General features: G+C 73.4%; 15 protein-coding genes and 1 riboswitch. Of the genes, 12 read left to right on the top strand and 3 right to left on the bottom strand.

Features of this window, described 5'->3' with window-relative positions; genetic code table 11:
- The first annotated feature begins 1 nt into the window (after nt 1).
- From NF681_16985 to NF681_16975, 3 genes are all read left to right on the top strand, one after another.
- Nucleotides 2–1,135, top strand: a complete 1,134-nt coding sequence (locus tag NF681_16985) for an acyl-CoA dehydrogenase family protein (protein UST53961.1) — start codon at nt 2–4, stop codon at nt 1,133–1,135.
- Nucleotides 1,132–1,581, top strand: coding sequence for a YchJ family metal-binding protein (locus NF681_16980; protein UST53960.1), 450 nt, complete (start codon nt 1,132–1,134; stop codon nt 1,579–1,581). The genes NF681_16985 and NF681_16980 overlap by 4 nt, the downstream gene beginning before the upstream one ends.
- Nucleotides 1,582–1,802: 221 nt before the next feature.
- Nucleotides 1,803–2,042 (top strand): c-type cytochrome, encoded by a 240-nt coding sequence (locus tag NF681_16975; protein UST55819.1) that lies wholly within the window; start codon nt 1,803–1,805, stop codon nt 2,040–2,042.
- A gap of 454 nt (nt 2,043–2,496) precedes the next feature.
- On the opposite strand, the gene NF681_16970 is transcribed toward NF681_16975, so the two are convergent.
- Together NF681_16970 and NF681_16965 are read right to left on the bottom strand one after the other, a co-directional pair.
- The gene (locus NF681_16970; GenBank protein UST53959.1) at nt 2,497–2,970 is read right to left on the bottom strand and encodes a VOC family protein; all 474 of its coding nucleotides are present in this window, start codon (nt 2,968–2,970) and stop codon (nt 2,497–2,499) included.
- A 326-nt stretch (nt 2,971–3,296) separates the two neighbouring features.
- A complete protein-coding gene (locus tag NF681_16965) occupies nt 3,297–4,322 on the bottom strand; it encodes a tripartite tricarboxylate transporter substrate binding protein (GenBank protein ID UST53958.1) in 1,026 nt (341 codons plus the stop codon).
- Nucleotides 4,323–4,614: 292 nt separating this feature from the next.
- Between NF681_16965 and NF681_16960 the strand changes: the two genes are divergently transcribed.
- From NF681_16960 to NF681_16920, 9 genes are all read left to right on the top strand, one after another.
- The gene (locus NF681_16960; protein ID UST53957.1) at nt 4,615–5,130 is read left to right on the top strand and encodes a hypothetical protein; all 516 of its coding nucleotides are present in this window, start codon (nt 4,615–4,617) and stop codon (nt 5,128–5,130) included.
- A gap of 184 nt (nt 5,131–5,314) precedes the next feature.
- Nucleotides 5,315–7,519: a TonB-dependent siderophore receptor gene (locus tag NF681_16955; protein UST53956.1), complete on the top strand. Its 2,205-nt coding sequence runs from the start codon at nt 5,315–5,317 to the stop codon at nt 7,517–7,519.
- 2 nt (nt 7,520–7,521) lie between these two features.
- Entirely contained in the window at nt 7,522–9,108 is a 1,587-nt protein-coding gene (locus tag NF681_16950; GenBank protein ID UST53955.1) for an ABC transporter substrate-binding protein, read from the top strand.
- A 44-nt stretch (nt 9,109–9,152) separates the two neighbouring features.
- The gene (locus NF681_16945; protein UST53954.1) at nt 9,153–10,136 is read left to right on the top strand and encodes an ABC transporter permease; all 984 of its coding nucleotides are present in this window, start codon (nt 9,153–9,155) and stop codon (nt 10,134–10,136) included.
- The gene (locus tag NF681_16940; protein UST53953.1) at nt 10,133–10,969 is read left to right on the top strand and encodes an ABC transporter permease subunit; all 837 of its coding nucleotides are present in this window, start codon (nt 10,133–10,135) and stop codon (nt 10,967–10,969) included. Before NF681_16945 ends, NF681_16940 begins: the two co-directional genes overlap by 4 nt.
- Nucleotides 10,966–12,474, top strand: coding sequence for an ATP-binding cassette domain-containing protein (locus NF681_16935; GenBank protein ID UST53952.1), 1,509 nt, complete (start codon nt 10,966–10,968; stop codon nt 12,472–12,474). The genes NF681_16940 and NF681_16935 overlap by 4 nt, the downstream gene beginning before the upstream one ends.
- A gap of 4 nt (nt 12,475–12,478) precedes the next feature.
- Nucleotides 12,479–12,591, top strand: a riboswitch (TPP riboswitch).
- A 93-nt stretch (nt 12,592–12,684) separates the two neighbouring features.
- Complete coding sequence (gene thiC, locus NF681_16930) at nt 12,685–14,586, top strand: phosphomethylpyrimidine synthase ThiC (GenBank protein ID UST53951.1); 1,902 nt, start codon at nt 12,685–12,687, stop codon at nt 14,584–14,586.
- A 32-nt stretch (nt 14,587–14,618) separates the two neighbouring features.
- Nucleotides 14,619–15,335: an HAD family phosphatase gene (locus NF681_16925; protein ID UST53950.1), complete on the top strand. Its 717-nt coding sequence runs from the start codon at nt 14,619–14,621 to the stop codon at nt 15,333–15,335.
- A 31-nt stretch (nt 15,336–15,366) separates the two neighbouring features.
- Nucleotides 15,367–15,792: a PaaI family thioesterase gene (locus tag NF681_16920; protein ID UST55818.1), complete on the top strand. Its 426-nt coding sequence runs from the start codon at nt 15,367–15,369 to the stop codon at nt 15,790–15,792.
- A 7-nt stretch (nt 15,793–15,799) separates the two neighbouring features.
- Here NF681_16920 and NF681_16915 read toward each other — a convergent pair whose 3' ends face one another.
- Entirely contained in the window at nt 15,800–17,587 is a 1,788-nt protein-coding gene (locus NF681_16915) for an EAL domain-containing protein (GenBank protein UST53949.1), read from the bottom strand.
- Nucleotides 17,588–17,592 lie beyond the last annotated feature (5 nt).

Here is a 17,592-nt window from a genome sequence, read left to right as displayed (position 1 = left end):
CATGCTGCTGACATCCGACCAGGAAGCCGTCCGCGACGCGGTGCGCGACTTCTGCCAGGCCGAACTCCGGCCCCACGCCGCGCGCTGGGACCGCGAGCACCACTTTCCCGCCGACGCCCACCGGGGCCTGGCCGAACTCGGCGCCTACGGCATCTGCGTGCCCGAGGCCGACGGCGGCGCCGGGCTCGACTACGTGACCCTGGCGCTGGTGCTGGAGGAGATCGCCGCCGGCGACGGCGGCACCAGCACCGCCATCAGCGTGACCAACTGCCCGGTCAACGCCATCCTCATGCGCCACGGCGACGCGCAGCAGAAGAAGGACTGGCTCTGGCCGCTGGCCCAGGGCCGCATGCTCGGCGCCTTTTGCCTGACCGAGCCGCAGGCCGGCAGCGATGCCTCCAGCCTGCGCACCACGGCGCGGCGCGACGGCGACCACTACGTGATCGACGGCGTCAAGCAGTTCATCACCAGCGGCAAGCACGGCCACGTGGCCATCGTCATCGCCCTGACCGACAAGGCCGCCGGCAAGCGCGGCATGAGCGCCTTCCTGGTGCCCACCGACACGCCGGGCTACCACGTCGCGCGGCTGGAGGACAAGCTCGGCCAGCACAGCAGCGACACCGCGCAGATCAACTTCGACGGCTGCCGCGTGCCGGCCGCCAACCGGCTGGGCGCCGAGGGCGAGGGCTACCGCATCGCCCTGGGCGCGCTGGAGGGCGGGCGCATCGGCATCGCCGCGCAGAGCATCGGCATGGCGCGCAGCGCCTTCGACGTCGCGCTGGCCTACGCCAAGGAGCGCCAGGCCTTCGGCGGCGCCATCCTCGACCAGCAGGCCGTGGGCTTCCGGCTGGCCGAGTGCGCCACGCGCATCGAGGCCGCGCGCCAGCTCACCTGGCACGCCGCCGCCCTGCGCGACGCCGGCCGGCCGTGCCTGAAGGAGGCCGCCATGGCCAAGCTCTTCGCCAGCGAGATGGCCGAGCAGGTCTGCAGCGCCGCCATCCAGACGCTGGGGGGCTACGGCTACGTCAACGACTTCCCGCTGGAGCGCATCTACCGCGACGTGCGGGTCTGCCAGATCTACGAGGGCACCTCCGACATCCAGAAGCTGCTGATCCAGCGGGCGTTGGCGGCATGACGGGCGGCGGCAACGGCAAGCCCGAACCCTGCCCGTGCGGGCGGCGCGACCGGCGCGACTTTCCGGTGGCCTACGCGATGTGCTGCGGGCGCTACGTCGAAGGCGCCGCCGACGCGGCGGTGCCCGCGCCCGACGCCGAATCGCTCATGCGGTCGCGCTACACCGCCTTCGTGCGCGAGCGCGCCGACTACCTGCTCGCCACCTGGCACGCCAGCACCCGGCCGGCATCGATCGATTTCGAGCCCGGCGTGAAGTGGCTGGGCCTGGACGTGCGCAGCCGCTCCGTGCTGGACGCCGACCACGCCGAGGTCGAGTTCGTCGCCCGCCACCGCTCCGCCACGGGCGTCGCCGCCCGCCTGCACGAACGCAGCCGCTTCGTTCGCGAGGGCGACGAGGGCGCGGGGGAGGTGGCGCGGTGGTTCTACGTGGACGGGGAGCTGAAGTGAGGACGGGGTCCGGATCGCGCGCCGGGGACCTCATGGGTGGCGCCACCGCGACCGTCGCCATCGCCATCGCCGTGGCCCTGGTCGCCGGCACGTCGCCACCCGTCGCCGCGCAGACCGCACCGGCAACCGGCGCCGTCACGTCGCCTGCGACGGGATCGGCAGCGCCAGCGGCCGCCACGTCGGTCAGGCGTCCGACCACGCCGGAACTCGACGCCCGTGGCCTGGCGCTGACCAAGGAACGCGGCTGCACCGCCTGCCACGCCACCGACGGCAAGCGCGTCGGCCCCGGCTTCGCGCAGATCGCCGCGCGCTATCGCGCCGACCCGGAGGCCGACGCGCGCATCCCGCAGAAGATCCGCAACGGCAGCGTCGGCACCTGGGGGCGGGTGATCATGCCGAGGCAGGGGCAGGTGACGGAGGAAGAGGCGAAGGTGCTGGGGGCTTGGGTGTTGTCGCGTTGATGTTGGTGGTCAATGTCCCGATGCGCATGGCTGTCGAAATTCTCGATACTCAGGGTTCAATGCCGTTTTTCTAGAATAAAAAACGAATTAGTAATAATTTTGGAGTTTGCTTTAGGCTCAAAAAAGATATTCGTCTAAGTTTTGCAATGTCTGCCTTGCAGCGGTTGCGGTCTTCCGTGACATTATGCTGAACGACTCAGATCGGCCAGAAGCGGACTTACCACTTGAGATGCACATGGGACTTGAAAGCTTGTTGATTTCGCTATTGGTTGAAGCTCCCGTTTCAATGGCGCTAGCCATCTTGAGCGTCGATTTGATTGGCGTCGAGAGCGCGCCGAAATGGTGGTCATCGTTCTTGCCGTGTCATTTGTTATGGGGCTGTCTTCTGGCTGGTCCATTCACCTACGCAGCTGAGGTCCGCTATAGATAGAAAGCTGATCCTCGATCGGCAGGATCAGTGCTCGCGAACAGCGGTCGGTGGCTGCATGAACTCGATGGTCGCGCCGTCAGGGCCAACGACGTAGATCACCCGCGTTCCAGCCCGCGCGCCACCCGTGATCGGCTGTGGAGTGCCTTGTGCCTTCCAGCCGTAGGTGGCGATCCGCGCCAAGAGCGCGTCGATGTCATCGACCACAAGGGCGAGATGCGCGAAGCCTGGGTCGAACGGCTTGGCCGGTGCGCTTGGCCGATCTACGCCCTGATACTCCAGGAGTTCGATCGTCTGATCTGCCAGCGACACGATTGCGATGCGTACCTCTGCCCCATGCGCGCCCGTCACTTGGCCGAGGAACTCGCCCCCCATCTCGCCCGTGCGCACGAGCCGCGCACCAAGTCCATCAAGCCAAAACCGAAGAGCCTCATCGAGAGAGGCGACCGCGAAGCCGACGTGGTCGGCACGGCGCACCTGGAAGCTCGCATGCTCGCTCATGCGGACGATCCTACCGGCAAACGGGCTGCTCGTCTGCGATGGGCCCTTTTGCGACGCTTGGACGTCCCGGCTCAAAGACCGCAACCAGTCTGAAGCATTACTCGCCATAAGACGCCAAGGAATCGGTTGTGGCCGAGAGCCGCAGTTTCACATCGTTTCGTGAATTGGCACTAAGCATAAAGCCAATATCTGACAGTCAATTGTTTTGCAAGATGCAGATCGCGGGTGTCTTTTAAAAGAAAGCATGCCTTCAGAACAGAAGACATGCTTTCATGTACGTTCAATCAAGCGCATTAAACTTTTCTAGGAGTCCTATCCAACCACCCTCACTGCGGCACCAGCCCCGACGCCTTCACCAGCTCCGCGTGCAGCTTGATCTCCTGCGCGATCGTCTTCTGGAACTGCTCCGGCGTGGTGGGCATGACGTCCATGCCGGCTTCGCGCAGCTGGGCCATGACCTCGGGACTCTTCAGGATCGTGTGGACCTGGCGGTTGAGCTGGTCGATCAGGGGCTTGGGCGTCTTGGCCGGGGCGAGCAGGCCGATCCAGGTGACCATGGTCATGTTGTCGATGCCGGCCTCCTTCATGGTGGGCGTCTCGGCGATGAGGGGCGAGCGCTTGTCGTTCATGATCGCCAGCGCGGTCAGCTTGCCGGACTTGATGTGCGGCAGGGCCTCGGGCAGCGGGGCGAAGAGCAGGTCGACGTTGCCGCCGAGCAGGTCGTTGATGGCCAGCGCGCCGCCCTTGTAGGGGATGTGGACCATCTTGACCTTCTGGCGCGACTCGAACATCAGGCCGGCTAGGTGCTGCGGGCTGCCGTCGCCCGACGAGGCGTACGTCAGCGCCTCGGGCTTGGCCTTGGCGGCGGCCAGCACGGCGCCGGCGGTCGGAAACTTCAGGCGGTCCTTGATGACCAGCACCATCGACTGGTCGGCCAGCTTGGTGATGGGGGCGAAGTCGGCCTGCGGGTCGTAGGGCAGCGACTTGAAGATGCTGACGTTGGTCGTCAGGAAGGACGCGGGCGAGGCCATCAGCGTGTAGCCGTCCGGCGCGGCCTTGGCCACCACCGGCAGGCCGATGCGGCCCGACGCGCCGGCGCGGTTGTCGACCACGAAGGGCTGGCCGGTCTCGGCCGCGAGCTTCTGGCCGACCAGGCGCGCGATCATGTCCACGCCGCCGCCGGCGGGCAGCGCCACCATCACCTTCACCGGGTGGTCGGGGTACTTGTCGGCGGCATGGGCCGGGGCGCCGAGCAGCGTGGCGGTGGTCGCCGCCGTCGTCAGCAGCGTGCCCAGGGCCAGGGCCAGGGCGTTGAGGCGGCGGCGGGTCGTCGTGGGGGAAGTGGTGGTCATGTCGGTGGTTCCGGGAAGGCGCGGGCGAAAAGGCAAAGGGGCATCGCGGGAGCGAGGGCGTGTCTCCGACGCGTGAACGGGGTCACGGGCACCGGCCGGGCGGGACCGCGCCGGCGCACGCCGTGAGGCGACGGGACGTCGCGGACGAGCAATTCTTGTGCCCGTGACCCGTGCGCGCAACCCCGGGAAGACACGCGCAGCGCCGCGCGCGATGCCCGCCACGGTGGCGGTCCGGCGCACCGCGACCCGTGCCCGACATGTCGAGCCCGTAAGATTCGCCCCCTTCTTCCCCATGTTCCTGCGCCGCGTCCTGATCCGTCTCCTGCTGCTCGCCGTGTGCTTCCACACGGTGGTGGGCCTGCCCGCGCACGAGGCGTCGCACATCCAGCAGCGCATCGCGCGGGCGGCGGCGGCGCTGGCCGATGGCGGACCGCCGCCCGCGCCCGCACCGGTTTCGCCGGCCCTCGCCTCGGCCGCCACCGCCGCCTTCCTCGACGCCGACGCGCGGACCGGCCCGGCGGCGGCGGGCGTGCAGGAAGGCGCGGACGTCACGGCCACGGGCGCCGGCGGCCACGGCGGCACGGCGCTCGAGACCCTGTGCGCGTGGTGCGCGGCCTATGCGCAGATCGCCTCGGCGTTCGCCGCGTCGCCGCCCGCGCCGCCGGCCGCCGTCGCCACCGGCCCGGTGTTCCCGCGCGACGAAGTCGCCTTCGTCCCCCGACCCGAGCGCTGGCGCTTCGCCGCCCGCGATCCGCCGGCCGCGCGCGCCGCCGGGTCCGCGCCCCCATCGCCGTCGTCGTCGTCCTGACCTGACGCGCGGGGGCCGACGGGCCGGCCGTTCCATCGAACGCTCCCGGACGTGTCCGCACGTCCCCGCATGTCCCCGTCCCGCCGCCCGCCGAAGGATTCGCGCGGTGCGGCCCGTCCGTTTCCCAGGGCGCCGAACGCCGCCGTCGCGCGGCCGGTGCCCGACCTCTCGAATGTCCGTTGCCATGACCGCTTTCCAATCCCCGGGAATCTCCCTGCGTGCCCGCACGTCGCCGCTCGCGCTGGCCGTCGCGGCGCTGTTCGCCGCGCCCGTGTCGGCGCAGCCGGCCACCGCGCCGGCCGGCGCGTCCGTCGCCGGCGACGCCGCCACCGACGCGACCGAAGCCACCGCCGACCTCGCCACCGTCGAGGTCGTCGGCCGCACCGAATCCGGCGTCTACCAGGCCGACGAGGCGGCCGGCGCCAAGACCGACCTGCCGCTGCGCGAGCTGCCGCAGTCGGTGCGCGTGATCACCCGCCAGGCCATCGACGACCTGGGCGCGACCAAACTGGACGACGTGCTCGACCACGTCGGCGGCGTCTCGCGCCAGAACAACTTCGGCGGGCTCTGGGACAACGTCGCCATCCGGGGCCTGCCGGGCAACGACAGCACCGGCATGGCGACGCTGTTCAACGGCTTCTCGTCCAACCGGGGCTTCAACGCGCCGCGCGACCTCGCCGGCGTCGAGCGCATCGAGTTCCTGAAGGGCCCGGCCGCCGCGCTCTACGGCAGCAGCGAGCCCGGCGGCACGCTCAACATCGTCTCCAAGCGACCGCAGTGGACGCCCGCCCACGCCGTCGAGGGCTACCTCGGCAGCCACGGCCTCAAGCGCGGCGCCTTCGACAGCACCGGTCCGCTGGGCGAGCGTTTCGCCTACCGGCTGAACGTGGCGGTGGAGGACCGCGACAGCTTCCGCGACACCGTCACCACGCGGCGCCAGGTGCTCGCGCCGGCCTTCACCTGGAAGCTCGGGCGCGACACGGTGCTCGACTACGTGGGCGAGTACCTGCGCCACGAGACCCCGCTCGACCGGGGCGTGGTGGCGGTGAACGGCCGGCTGGGCGCCATCTCGCGCCGCACCTTCCTGGGCGAGCCGGGCGACGGCCCCATGACGGTGACCAACCAGACGCACCAGTTCGTGCTCGCGCACGAATGGAGCCCGGCGTGGCGCAGCCGCGTCGGCCTGTCCTACCGGGAATCCTCGATCGAGGGCTTCTCGACCGAGGCCAGCGCCCTGCGCGCGGACGGCAGCCTGACGCGCCAGCGGCGTTTCCGCGACTACGGCTCCGACGACATCGCGCTGCAGGCCGAACTGCAGGGCGTGGTGAAGACCGGCGCCGTCGAGCACGAACTGCTGCTGGGCCTGGAGAGCTTCCGCTTCGACATGGACACGCTGCAGCTGCGCGCCAATCCGACGGCCGCCGCGCCCTACGCCATCGACATCTACGACCCGGTCTACGGCCAGGCGCGGCCGACGCCGCTGCCCAACACCGACACGCGGGAGCGCCAGCGCAACACGGCCCTCTACGTGCAGGACGCGATCCGTTTGGCGCCGCAGTGGCGCCTCGTCGCCGGCCTGCGCACCGACGCCTACGACCAGTCGCTGCTGAACCGCCGCACCGGCGCGACGACGACGCAGACCCCGTCGTCGACCTCGCCGCGCATCGGCCTGAGCTGGCTGCCGGACGCGCAATGGACGGTGTACGCCAACACCGGGCGCTCGTTCCGGCCCAACACCGGCTCGGACGTCGCCTCGCGGGCCTTCGCGCCGGAGTCGGGCCGGGCGCTGGAGCTGGGCGCCAAGTGGGAGAGTGCGGACCGGCGCATGGGCGCGACGGTGGCGCTGTTCGACATCGCCAAGCGCAACGTGCTGACGGCCGACGCGGCCAACGCCGGCTTCTCGGTGGCGGCGGGCGAGGTCCGCAGCCGGGGCGCGGAGTTCGACCTCGCCGGCCAGCTCAGCCGCCACTGGCGCGTCAACGCCAGCCTGTCGCTCAACGACGTCGAGGTCGTGCGCGACGGCACGCTGGAGACCGGCGGTCGCCTGCTCAACGTCCCCCGGGTCAACGGCAGCGTGCTGGCGATGTACGAGGACGCCCTGGCCAGCGGCCAGCGCTACGGCGTGGGCGGCGGCCTCACGCACACCGGCCGGCGCCTGGGCGAGGCGCGCACGCAGGCCGAGGCGAATGCCGGCACCCCGGCCTTCGACCTGCCGGCCTACACCACGGCCAAGCTGGTGGGCTACTGGCGCATCAACCCGACGCTGCGCCTGACGCTGGACGTCGACAACGTGTTCGACCGCACCTACTACACCAGCGCGTTCAACCGCGTCTGGGTCACGCCCGGCCTGCCGCGCACCGTCACGCTCGGCGTGCAGGCGAGGTTCTGAGGATGGCGACCGGACCTCTGGACGCCGCCGCCTTCGCGTTCACGCGCCGCGCGGCGCTGGGGCTGTCGCTGGCCGCCGGCGCGGTCGCGGCGACGCCGTCCGCCCCGGCCGGCCCGGGCGGACGCGCGCCGCTGCGCATCGTCGGCCCGTGGGAGATCGCCGGGCTCGCGCCCGCGAGCAGCGGCTTCGTCTTCACGCGCCTGCAGGTCACCGAGACCCTGATGGAGGCGCACGACGACGGCACGCCGCTGCCCGGCCTGGCCGCGCGCTGGCGGGTGTCGGACGACGGCCTGGCGTGGCGCTTCGAACTGCGCCCCGGCGCGCGCTTCCACGACGCCACGCCGGTCACGGCCACGGCCGTCGCGCGCTGCCTGCGCGCCGCGCGCACGCCCCCGGCCCTGCTGAGCGCGGCGCCCGTGGCGGCCATCGAGCCCGACGACGCCGCCGGCGCCGTCACGATCCGACTGTCGGCGCCGTACGCGGGCCTGCCCGCGCTGCTGGCCCACAGCAGCACGATGGTGCTGGCGCCGTCGAGCTACGCCGCCGACGGCGCCGTGCGCGCCATCGTCGGCAGCGGGCCGTACCGCGCGGTGGTGGTCGAGGCGCCGCAGCGCGTGGAGACGGCGCTGTCCGGGTCCTGGGACGGCCCGCGCCCGGCCGTCGAGCGCGTCGCCTACCTGTGCGCGAGCCGGCCCGAGACCCGCGCCCTGATGGCCGAGGGCGGCCAGGCCGACCTGGCCTACGGGCTCGACCCGGTCAGCCTGGCGCGGCTGCGGCGGCGCGGCGCCGCGCGCATCGCCTCGGTCACCCTGCCGCGCACCGTGATCGTGAAGGTCAACGCCGGCCCGGGACCGCTGGCCGACGTGCGCGTGCGGCGCGCGCTGAGCCTGGCGATCGACCGCGCCGGCATCGCCGGGGCGCTGCTGCGCGACCCCGAACTGGCCGCCACGCAGCTGTTCCCGCCGACGCTGGCCGGCTGGCACGACCCGGCGCTGGCGCCGCTTCGCCACGACCCCGCCGCCGCCGCGCACCTGCTGGCCGAGGCCGGCTGGCGCCCGGCGAGCGACGGCCTGCGCGACCCCGGCGGCCAGCCGCTGGGCCTGTCGCTGCGCACCTTCGTCGACCGCCCGGAACTGCCCGTCATCGCGACCGCGCTGCAGGCCCAGTGGCGCGAGGCCGGCATCGCCGTGCGGGTGGTGATCGGCAATTCCGGCGACGTGCCGATCGGCCACCGCGACGGCAGCCTGCGGCTGGCGCTGGCGGCGCGCAACTACGCCAGCGTGCCCGACCCGACCGCCACCCTGGCGCAGGACTTCGGGCCGCGCGGCGGCGACTGGGGCGCCATGGGCTGGCACGACGACGCGCTGGTGGCGGCGCTGACCGAGCTGCAGCGCGGCAGGCCCGCGCCCGCGCCCGGACGTGTCGCCGTGCTGCGCGCGCGGGTGGCATCGGCGCTGCAGGACGGCCTGCCGGTGATCCCGGTCGCCTGGTACCGCCTGCAGGTGGCGGTGGGCGACCGCCTCGAGGGCGTGAGCCTCGATCCGCTGGAGCGCTCCTTCCGCATCACGCGCATGGGGTGGCGCGCATGACGACGCCGCCGCCGACGACTGCCACGACCCCGGACCCACGCTCGATGAATCCGGCGACTCCGCCGACGACGTTCCGCTCCCCCTGGGCCGGCCTGCTGCTGCGCCGCGCCTGCCAGGTCGTCGCGCTGGCGCTGCTGGTGGGCACGCTGTGCTTCTTCATGGCACGCGCGCTGCCGGGCGACATGGCCATGCGCATCGCCGCCGGCCGCTACGGCCACGACCTGGTGAGCAACGCGGCGGCGGCGGCCGTGCGCGCCGAACTCGGCCTGGACCGCCCGCTCGCCCTGGCCCTGCTGCACTGGTGGGGCGACCTGCTGCGGCTGGACCTGGGCGTGTCGCTGGTCACCGGCGACCGGGTCCAAGAGGAGGTCGCGCACGCGCTGGGCGCGACGCTGGCGCTGGCGGCGGCGGCGCTGGCCGTCGGCGCGGCGCTGGGCCTGCCGCTGGGCCTCTGGTCGGGCCTGCACGCGGGCGGGCGCATCGACCGCTTCACGCTGGCCGTGGCGGTGGTGCTGCGCGCGCTGCCGCCGTTCCTGCTGGCCGTGCTGCTGATGGTGGGCGTGGCGGTGCGCCTGGGCGCGCTGCCGGTGGCCGGCGGCCACGAGGCGGGCAGCCTGGCGCTGCCGGCGCTCACGCTCGGCCTGGGGCTGGCGGCGGGCCTGGCGCGCGTCGTGCGCGGCGCCATGCGCGAGGTGGCGCTGTCGCCCTCCTACGCGTTCGCGCGCACCAAGGGGCTGTCGGACGCGCAGGCGCTGGTGCGCCACGGCCTGCGCCAGGCGGCGGTGCCGGTGGTCACGTACCTGGGCCTGCAGGCGGTGTTCCTGGCCGAGGGCGCGCTGGTCGTCGAGACCCTGTTCGCCTGGCCGGGCATCGGCCACGAGCTGGTGCATTCGGTCTTCGGGCGCGACGTGCCGATGATCCAGGGCGCGGCGCTGTGCATGGGGGTGCTGTTCGTGGGCTTCAACCTGCTGGTGGACGCCGCCTGCCTGGCGCTCGATCCGCGCCGCCGGGCCGGGAGCGCGCGATGAGCGGCGGCGCGTTCGCGATCCCCACGCTGGCGGCCCTGGCGTCGCGCCGCGCCGCGTGGCGCCGTCGCGCCGGACTGTGCGTGCTGGCGGCGGTGGCGATGTTCTCGCTGCTCGGGCCGGTGGCGGTGGGCGTCGACCCGGCGCGGCAGGTGCTGGCCGACAGCCTGGCCGCGCCGGGCGCCGCGCACTGGCTGGGCACCGACGTGCTGGGCCGCGACGTGCTCGCGCGCCTGGCCCACGCGGCGCGGCTGTCGCTCGGGCTGGCGCTGCTGGCGGCCGTGACGGCGGCGGTGCCCGGCGTGCTGCTGGGCGTCGCGGCGAGCTGGCACGGCGGGCGCCTGGAGCGCGCGCTGGTGATGCTGGCCGACACCGCCCTGGCGTTGCCCGGCCTGCTGCTGGTGCTGCTGTTCGCGGCACTGGCGCCGGGGCGCGGCGAGGCGCTCTACGTCGGCCTGGCGCTGTCGCTGTGGGTGGAGTATTTCCGCGTCGCCCGCGCCGCCAGCCGGCCGGTGCTGGCCGGCGATGCCGTGCAGGCCTCGCGCCTGCTGGGCTTCGGGCCGGGCTACGTGCTGCGGCGCCACCTGCTGCCGGCGCTGGCGCCGGTGCTGGGCACGCTGCTGGCCTTCAGCGTGGCGCAGGCGGTGCTGGCGCTGGCCGCGCTGGGCTTCGTCGGCGTCGGGCTGCCCCCGCCCACGCCCGAACTCGGATCGATGATGACCGAGTCCCTGCCGCACTACGAGGAGGCGCCCTGGCTCGTCGGCGCGCCGGTGGCGCTGCTGATGGCGCTGGTGCTGGGAATGCTGCTGCTGGCCGGCGACGGGGAGGGCGCATGAGCCCCACCGCCACGGTCCACACCGACCCCGTGCTGCTGGCCGTCGACGACCTGACGGTGCACGTGGGCGCGCGCGTGCTGCTGCGCGGCGTGTCCTTCGCGCTGCGCCCCGGCGAGGCGCTGACCCTGCTGGGGGAGAGCGGCGCGGGCAAGTCGCTGCTGGCGCAGGCCGTGATGGGCAACCTGCCCGCCGCGCTGCGCGCCGGCGGCGCCGTGACGGTGGCCGGCACGCGCACGCGCGCCGATGCACCCCGCGCGCGCCGGGCGCTCTGGGGCCGCACGCTGGCGCTGCTGCCGCAGGAGCCGTCGCTCGCGCTCGACCCGCTGATGCGGGTGCTGCCGCAGCTGGCCGAATCGCACGCGCTGGTGCGCGGCGCCACGGCGTCCGGCGCCGCCGAAGCGGCCCGGCGCGACCTCGCGGCGGCCGGCCTGGCGGCGGCGGCGCGGCGCTATCCGTGGCAGCTCTCCGGCGGCATGGCGCAGCGCGCCGCCGCCGCCGTGGCATTGGCCGGCGGCGCGCCGGTGCTGCTGGCCGACGAGCCCACCAAGGGCCTGGACGCGTTCTCGCGCGACCGCACGGTCGCGCTGATGCGCGCGATCCAGGCGGCCGGCGGCTGCGTCGTCGTCATCACGCACGACCTGCGCGTGGCGCGCGCGCTCGGCGGCCGGCTGATCGTGCTGCGCGCGGGCGAGGTGGTGGAGCAGGGCGACACGCACGCGGTGCTGGCGCGGCCGGCCCACCCGTTCACGCGCCGTCTGGTCGAGGCCGATCCGGCGCGCTGGCCGAAGCGCGCCGCGCCGGTGGCCGGCGCGGCGGTGCTGGCCGCGCGGGGCCTGGCCAAGGGCTTCGGCGACCACGGCGGCGGCGGTGGCGGCGGCCTGCTCTTCGAGGGCCTCGAGCTGGACATCCGGCGCGGCGAGCGCTGGGCCGTGCGCGGGCCCAGCGGCACCGGCAAGAGCACGCTGGGCAACGTGCTGCTGGGCCTGGTGGCGCCCGACCGGGGCACGGTGCGGCGCGCCGAGGGCCTGGCTTCGACCGCGCTGCAGAAGCTCTACCAGGACCCGGTCGCCTCGTTCGCCCCGCGCATCGGCCTGGAGCGGACGCTGCGCGACGCGGCGCGGCGCCACGGCCGGCCGTGGGAGCCCGTGGCGCGGCGGCTGGAGCGCCTGGGCGTGCCGGGCGACGTGCTGGCGCGCCGGCCGTCGGAGGTCTCGGGCGGCGAGTTGCAGCGCATCGCCCTGGCGCGGGTGCTGATCGCCCGCCCGGCGCTGCTGTTCGCCGACGAGCCGACCTCGCGCCTGGACCCGGTGACGCAGCAGGAGGCGCTGGCGGTGCTGCTCGACGCGCTGGAGGAGGACGCGGCCGACGGCGCGGCGGACGGCGGCACGGCGCTGCTGCTGGTCACGCACGACGACGACATCGCCGAGGCGGTGGGCACGCATGGCCTGCGTCTCGGGGCTTCCCCGGGGGTCGAGGCGCTTGGACGCCCGCCTCCGGGCCCCTAGAATCCGCGATGCTCCGGGGTGCACGCGCGAACAGCGTGCTGAGATGGCGACACACGACGCCGAACCCGCGAACTTGAACCGGTTAGTACCGGCGGAAGAAGAGCTGCAGTTCCCCTGATCCGGTGGTCCCCCTTCGTTGCGTGGGGCCGCGGGTCCGTCGAGCGATCGCGGAGCACCCCATCCAACCCGGACGACGGAGTGCCCCGCCCCATGAACGCCATCGACAAGTTCGCCCCGCTGCTCGCGCTGACGCGCGCGCCCTTTCCCGCCTCCACCAAATCCGCCATCGTGGGCAGCCGCGCCGATCTGCGCGTGCCGGTGCGCGACGTCGCGCTGACCAACGGCGAGGTGGTCTCGCTCTACGACACCTCCGGCCCCTACACCGACCCGACGGCCGACATCGACGTGCGCCGGGGCCTGCCCGACGTGCGCGGCGCCTGGATCGCCGAGCGCGGCGACACCGAGTCCTACGAGGGCCGGGCGCACCGTGCGCTGGACGACGGCGCGCGCCAGGACGGCGACGCCCAGACGCGCCAGGAGCGCGAGCGCATCGAGCGCCTGCGCGGCGACGCCGCCGCCCTGCAGCGCACGCCGCGCCGCGCGAAGGCCGGCGCCAACGTCACGCAGATGCACTACGCGCGGCGCGGCATCGTCACGCCCGAGATGGAGTACGTCGCCCTGCGCGAGAACGGCAAGCGCGCGTGGATGGCCGAGTACCTGACCGACGAGGCGCGCGCCAGGCGCGTCGCGGGCAACCCGATGGGCGCCGCGATCCCCAGGATCGTCACGCCGGAGTTCGTGCGCGACGAGGTGGCGCGCGGGCGCGCCATCATCCCGGCCAACATCAACCACCCGGAGGTCGAGCCGATGGCCATCGGGCGCAACTTCAGGGTCAAGATCAACGCCAACATCGGCAACTCGGCCGTCACCTCCAGCATCGAGGAGGAGGTGGAGAAGCTGGTCTGGGCGATCCGCTGGGGCGCCGACAACGTGATGGACCTGTCCACCGGCCGCAACATCCACACCACGCGCGACTGGATCGTGCGCAACGCGCCGGTGCCCATCGGCACGGTGCCGATCTACCAGGCGCTGGAGAAGGTCGGCGGCGTGGCCGAGGACCTGACCTGGGAGATCTACCGCGACACGCTGATCGAGCAGGCCGAGCAGGGCGTGGACTACTTCACCATCCACGCCGGCGTGCGCCTGCCGTTCATCCACCTGACGGCCGACCGCATGACGGGCATCGTCTCGCGCGGCGGCTCGATCATGGCCAAGTGGTGCATCGCCCACCACAGGGAGAGCTTCCTGTACGAGCGCTTCGAGGACATCTGCGACATCATGAAGGCCTACGACGTGAGCTTCTCGCTGGGCGACGGCCTGCGCCCGGGCAGCGGCGCCGACGCCAACGACGAGGCCCAGTTCGCCGAGCTGCGCACCCTGGGCGAACTCACGAAGGTGGCCTGGAAGCACGACGTCCAGACCATGATCGAGGGCCCCGGCCACGTGCCCATGCACATGATCCAGGCCAACATGGACGAGCAGTTGAAACACTGCCACGAGGCGCCGTTCTACACGCTGGGGCCCCTGACCATCGACATCGCGCCGGGCTACGACCACATCTCCAGCGCCATCGGCGCGGCCATGATCGGCTGGGCCGGCACCGCCATGCTGTGCTACGTCACGCCCAAGGAGCACCTGGGGCTGCCCGACCGCGACGACGTCAAGCAGGGCATCGTCGCCTACAAGATCGCCGCCCACGCGGCCGATGTCGCCAAGGGCCATCCGGGCGCGCGCTCGCGCGACGACGCCTTGAGCAAGGCGCGCTTCGAGTTCCGCTGGCAGGACCAGTTCAACCTCGGTCTCGACCCCGACACTGCGCGCGACTTCCACGACGAGACCCTGCCCAAGGACGCCAGCAAGAGCGCGCACTTCTGCTCCATGTGCGGGCCGAAGTTCTGCTCCATGAAGATCACCCAGGAGGTGCGCGAGTACGCCGCGCGGCGCGGGCTGGACGAGGCGGCGGCGGTCTCCGACGGCATGGCCGCCAAGTCCGCCGAGTTCAGGGCGGCCGGCGGCGAGATGTACATCCCGATCCGCAGCGAGCGTCCCTGAGCGGGCACCGGCCCGCTTGCTACGATGAACGCATGACCCTGCCCATCCCTTCCCCTTCCTCCCCCGCAGCCCTGGCGATCCCCTTCGATGCGGTGCTGTTCGACTGCGACGGCGTGCTGGTCGACTCCGAGCCCATCACCAACGGCGTGCTGCGCGACATGCTGGAGGAGGCCGGCTGGACGCTGACGCAGGCCGAGTGCATGCGCCTGTTCGTGGGCAAGGCCGTCAAGGACGAGGCGGCGCTGATCGAGGCGCGCACCGGACGGCCCGTCACGCCCGAGTGGCTGCGCGGCTTCTGGGCGCGCCGCAACGAGGCGCTCGACCGCGCGCTGGTGGAGGTGGCCGGCGCCCCGGGGGCGGTGCGGGCGCTGCACGCGGCGCTGGGCGGGCGCATCGCCTGCGCCTCCGGCGCCGACCGCGGCAAGATCGAGCTGCAACTGCGCAAGATCGGCCTGCTCGACGCCTTCGAGGGCCGCGTCTTCAGCGGCCACGAGACGCCGCGCTCCAAGCCCTTTCCCGACGTCTACCTGGCGGCGGCGGCGGCGCTGGGGGTCGATCCGGCGCGCTGCGCCGTGATCGAGGACACCGTGACCGGCGCCACCGCCGGCGTCGCCGCCGGCGCCACCGTGTTCGGCTACAGCCCCGGCGGCCCGGGCCACAGCGGCGCCATCGCCCTGCGCGAGGCCGGCGTCGCGTGCCTCTTCACGGACATGGCCGAGCTGCCGGCCGTGCTGGCGGCCTGGCGCTGAGGGCGCGGTCCCGAGCGCCGTCGCGATGTCCATGCCGACGATCCACGACCGGGTCCGGGCCAGCTTCGACGCCCAGGGCCTGATGCGGACCCTGGGCGCCACGCTCGCGCGCGTCGACGACGGCGAGGTGCACATCGCGCTGCCGTACGCGCGGGCGCTGTCCCAGCAGCACGGCTACCTGCACGCCGGCGCGACCACGGCCATCGTCGACAACGCCTGCGGCTACGCGGCGCTCACCCAGGCGCCGGCGGGCTTCGAGGTCGTCACGGCGGAGTTCAAGATCAACCTGCTGTGCCCGGCCGTCGGCGCGCGCTTCCTGGCCATCGGCCGCGTCGTGAACGCCGGCCGGCTGCTGACGGTGTGCACCGGGGAAGTGCGCGCCTTCGCGGGCGCGGGCGACGACGACCCCCGGCTGGTCGCGCTGATGCAGGCGACGATCGTGCGGGTGCCGGTGTGAGGCGGGCTCAGGCCGCCCGGCGCATCGTCCGGTCCGCCCGCGCCCGCAGCCACGCCGTGGCCTCTTCCGCCGGCAGCGGCCGGGCGTAGAAATAGCCCTGGGACTTGTCGCAGTCGAGCGTGGCGAGCAGCCCGGCCTGCTCGGCGGTCTCCACGCCCTCTGCCACGGTGGTCATGCCCAGGCTGCGCGCGACCTTCACGACCGCCTCGATCAGCACCCGGTGGTGCGCGCTGGTGACCGACTGGCTCACGAAGGAGCGGTCGATCTTCACCACGTCCACCGGCAGCAGGTGCAGGCTCGCGAGCGACGAGTAGCCGGTGCCGAAGTCGTCGAGCGCCAGGGTCAGGCCCAGCGCCTTGAGGTCGCCCAGGCGCTGCTGGACGATGGCGTCCTGCGCCGCCAGGCTCTCGGTGACCTCCAGCTGCAGCGCGCCCGCGTCCAGCCGGCTCGCGGCCAGCGCGCGCGCCACGGTGCCGACGATCGAGGGTTCCAGGACCTGGGCGCGCGAGAGGTTGACCGACATCGAGCGCGGCGCCAGCGGCCCCAGGCCGCGCTGCCAGGCGGCGAGCCGGTCGCAGGCCTGGCGCAGCACCCATTCGCCCAGCACCACGATCAGCCCGGTCTCCTCGGCGATGCCGATGAACCGGTCCGGAGGCACGATGCCGAGTTGCGGATGGCGCCAGCGCACCAGCGCCTCCATGCCCGCGACCGTGTCGTCGGCCAGCGAGACGATCGGCTGGTAGACGACGAACAGCTGGGAGTCGTCCAGGGCGCGGCGCAGGTCGGCCTCCAGGCTGCCGCGCTGGCGGGCCCGGGCGCGCAACTCGGCGGTGAACACGCCGTGACGCGCGCCGCCCAGGCGCTTGGCCTCGCGCAGCGCGAGGCCGGCGTCCTGCATCACGGCCATGGCATGGCCGTGCGAGGCACCGATGCGCACCACGCCGACGCTCGCGCTGGCGTGCACGCCGGCCTCGGCGCCGTCGTCGCCGTCCGGGGCGACCCGCCCGACGACGTGGGGCACGCCCAGGGCCTCGACCAGCCGGCGGGCCAGCGCCTCGCAGGCGGCGAGGTCGTCGTCCGCGACGGACCCGCCAAGCTCGTCCAGGCGCACCAGCAGGGCGAATTCGTCGCTGCCGAAGCGCGCCGCCAGGGCACCCGCCATGCCGGCGGCGATCGCCCGGAGGCGACCGGCCATGCCCTGCAGCACGGCGTCGCCGGCGGCCGGGCCGCGCGTGACGTTGATGCGCTCGAAGCGGTCGGCGTTGACCAGCAGCACGGCCCAGCGCGCGCCGGGGTCGTGTGCCCGGCGTTCCAGCGCGCCGTCGATGGCCTCGAGCAGCGCCAGGCGGTTGGGCAGGGTGGTCAGGCCGTCGATGCGGGTGGCCGCGTGCACGCGGGCGCTCAGGCGCTGCTGCTCGTGCTGCACGGCGGCGGTGGCGTCGCTCAGGGCGGCCATGAGGGTCGCGTCGTCCAGCCGCAGCAGCTGCAGCGCCAGCGTGCGGGGCGCGGCGCCGCCGCGCGCGGCGGGAGGCATCGCCAGGTGCAGCGCGTCGCAGATCATGCCGCCGTCCTCGTCGGGGCGCCGCGTCAGGTCCCGCAGCTGCGGCGCGACCGGCGCCAGCACGTCGAACAGATTGAACAGCGCGCCGTCCACGGCCAGCGGCATCAGCAGCTGCGCCGCCATCGGGTTGATCATGGCGATGTCGCCCGCGAGCGAGGTCTGCACCAGACCGATCGGGGCGCGGTAGAGGAACTGGACCAGGGCCTCGTACGCGGTGGAGGTTCCTTCGGACATGACGG

This window comes from Comamonadaceae bacterium OTU4NAUVB1, assembly GCA_024372625.1.
Lineage (GTDB): Bacteria > Pseudomonadota > Gammaproteobacteria > Burkholderiales > Burkholderiaceae_C > Variovorax.
Note: the sequence above shows the minus strand (reverse complement) of the source record. Positions and strands in the feature narration are given on the sequence as shown.

Excerpts from the sequence above, each read along its gene's own strand:
- NF681_16985 (UST53961.1), top strand. The coding sequence starts at position 2 with ATGCTGCTGACATCCGACCAGGAAGCCGTCCGCGACGCGGTGCGCGAC.
- NF681_16980 (UST53960.1), top strand. The coding sequence starts at position 1,132 with ATGACGGGCGGCGGCAACGGCAAGCCCGAACCCTGCCCGTGCGGGCGG.
- NF681_16970 (UST53959.1), bottom strand. The coding sequence starts at position 2,970 with ATGAGCGAGCATGCGAGCTTCCAGGTGCGCCGTGCCGACCACGTCGGC.
- NF681_16965 (UST53958.1), bottom strand. The coding sequence starts at position 4,322 with ATGACCACCACTTCCCCCACGACGACCCGCCGCCGCCTCAACGCCCTG.
- NF681_16960 (UST53957.1), top strand. The coding sequence starts at position 4,615 with ATGTTCCTGCGCCGCGTCCTGATCCGTCTCCTGCTGCTCGCCGTGTGC.
- NF681_16955 (UST53956.1), top strand. The coding sequence starts at position 5,315 with ATGACCGCTTTCCAATCCCCGGGAATCTCCCTGCGTGCCCGCACGTCG.
- NF681_16950 (UST53955.1), top strand. The coding sequence starts at position 7,522 with ATGGCGACCGGACCTCTGGACGCCGCCGCCTTCGCGTTCACGCGCCGC.
- NF681_16945 (UST53954.1), top strand. The coding sequence starts at position 9,153 with ATGAATCCGGCGACTCCGCCGACGACGTTCCGCTCCCCCTGGGCCGGC.
- NF681_16940 (UST53953.1), top strand. The coding sequence starts at position 10,133 with ATGAGCGGCGGCGCGTTCGCGATCCCCACGCTGGCGGCCCTGGCGTCG.
- NF681_16935 (UST53952.1), top strand. The coding sequence starts at position 10,966 with ATGAGCCCCACCGCCACGGTCCACACCGACCCCGTGCTGCTGGCCGTC.
- thiC (UST53951.1), top strand. The coding sequence starts at position 12,685 with ATGAACGCCATCGACAAGTTCGCCCCGCTGCTCGCGCTGACGCGCGCG.
- NF681_16925 (UST53950.1), top strand. The coding sequence starts at position 14,619 with ATGACCCTGCCCATCCCTTCCCCTTCCTCCCCCGCAGCCCTGGCGATC.
- NF681_16920 (UST55818.1), top strand. The coding sequence starts at position 15,367 with ATGCCGACGATCCACGACCGGGTCCGGGCCAGCTTCGACGCCCAGGGC.
- NF681_16915 (UST53949.1), bottom strand. The coding sequence starts at position 17,587 with ATGTCCGAAGGAACCTCCACCGCGTACGAGGCCCTGGTCCAGTTCCTC.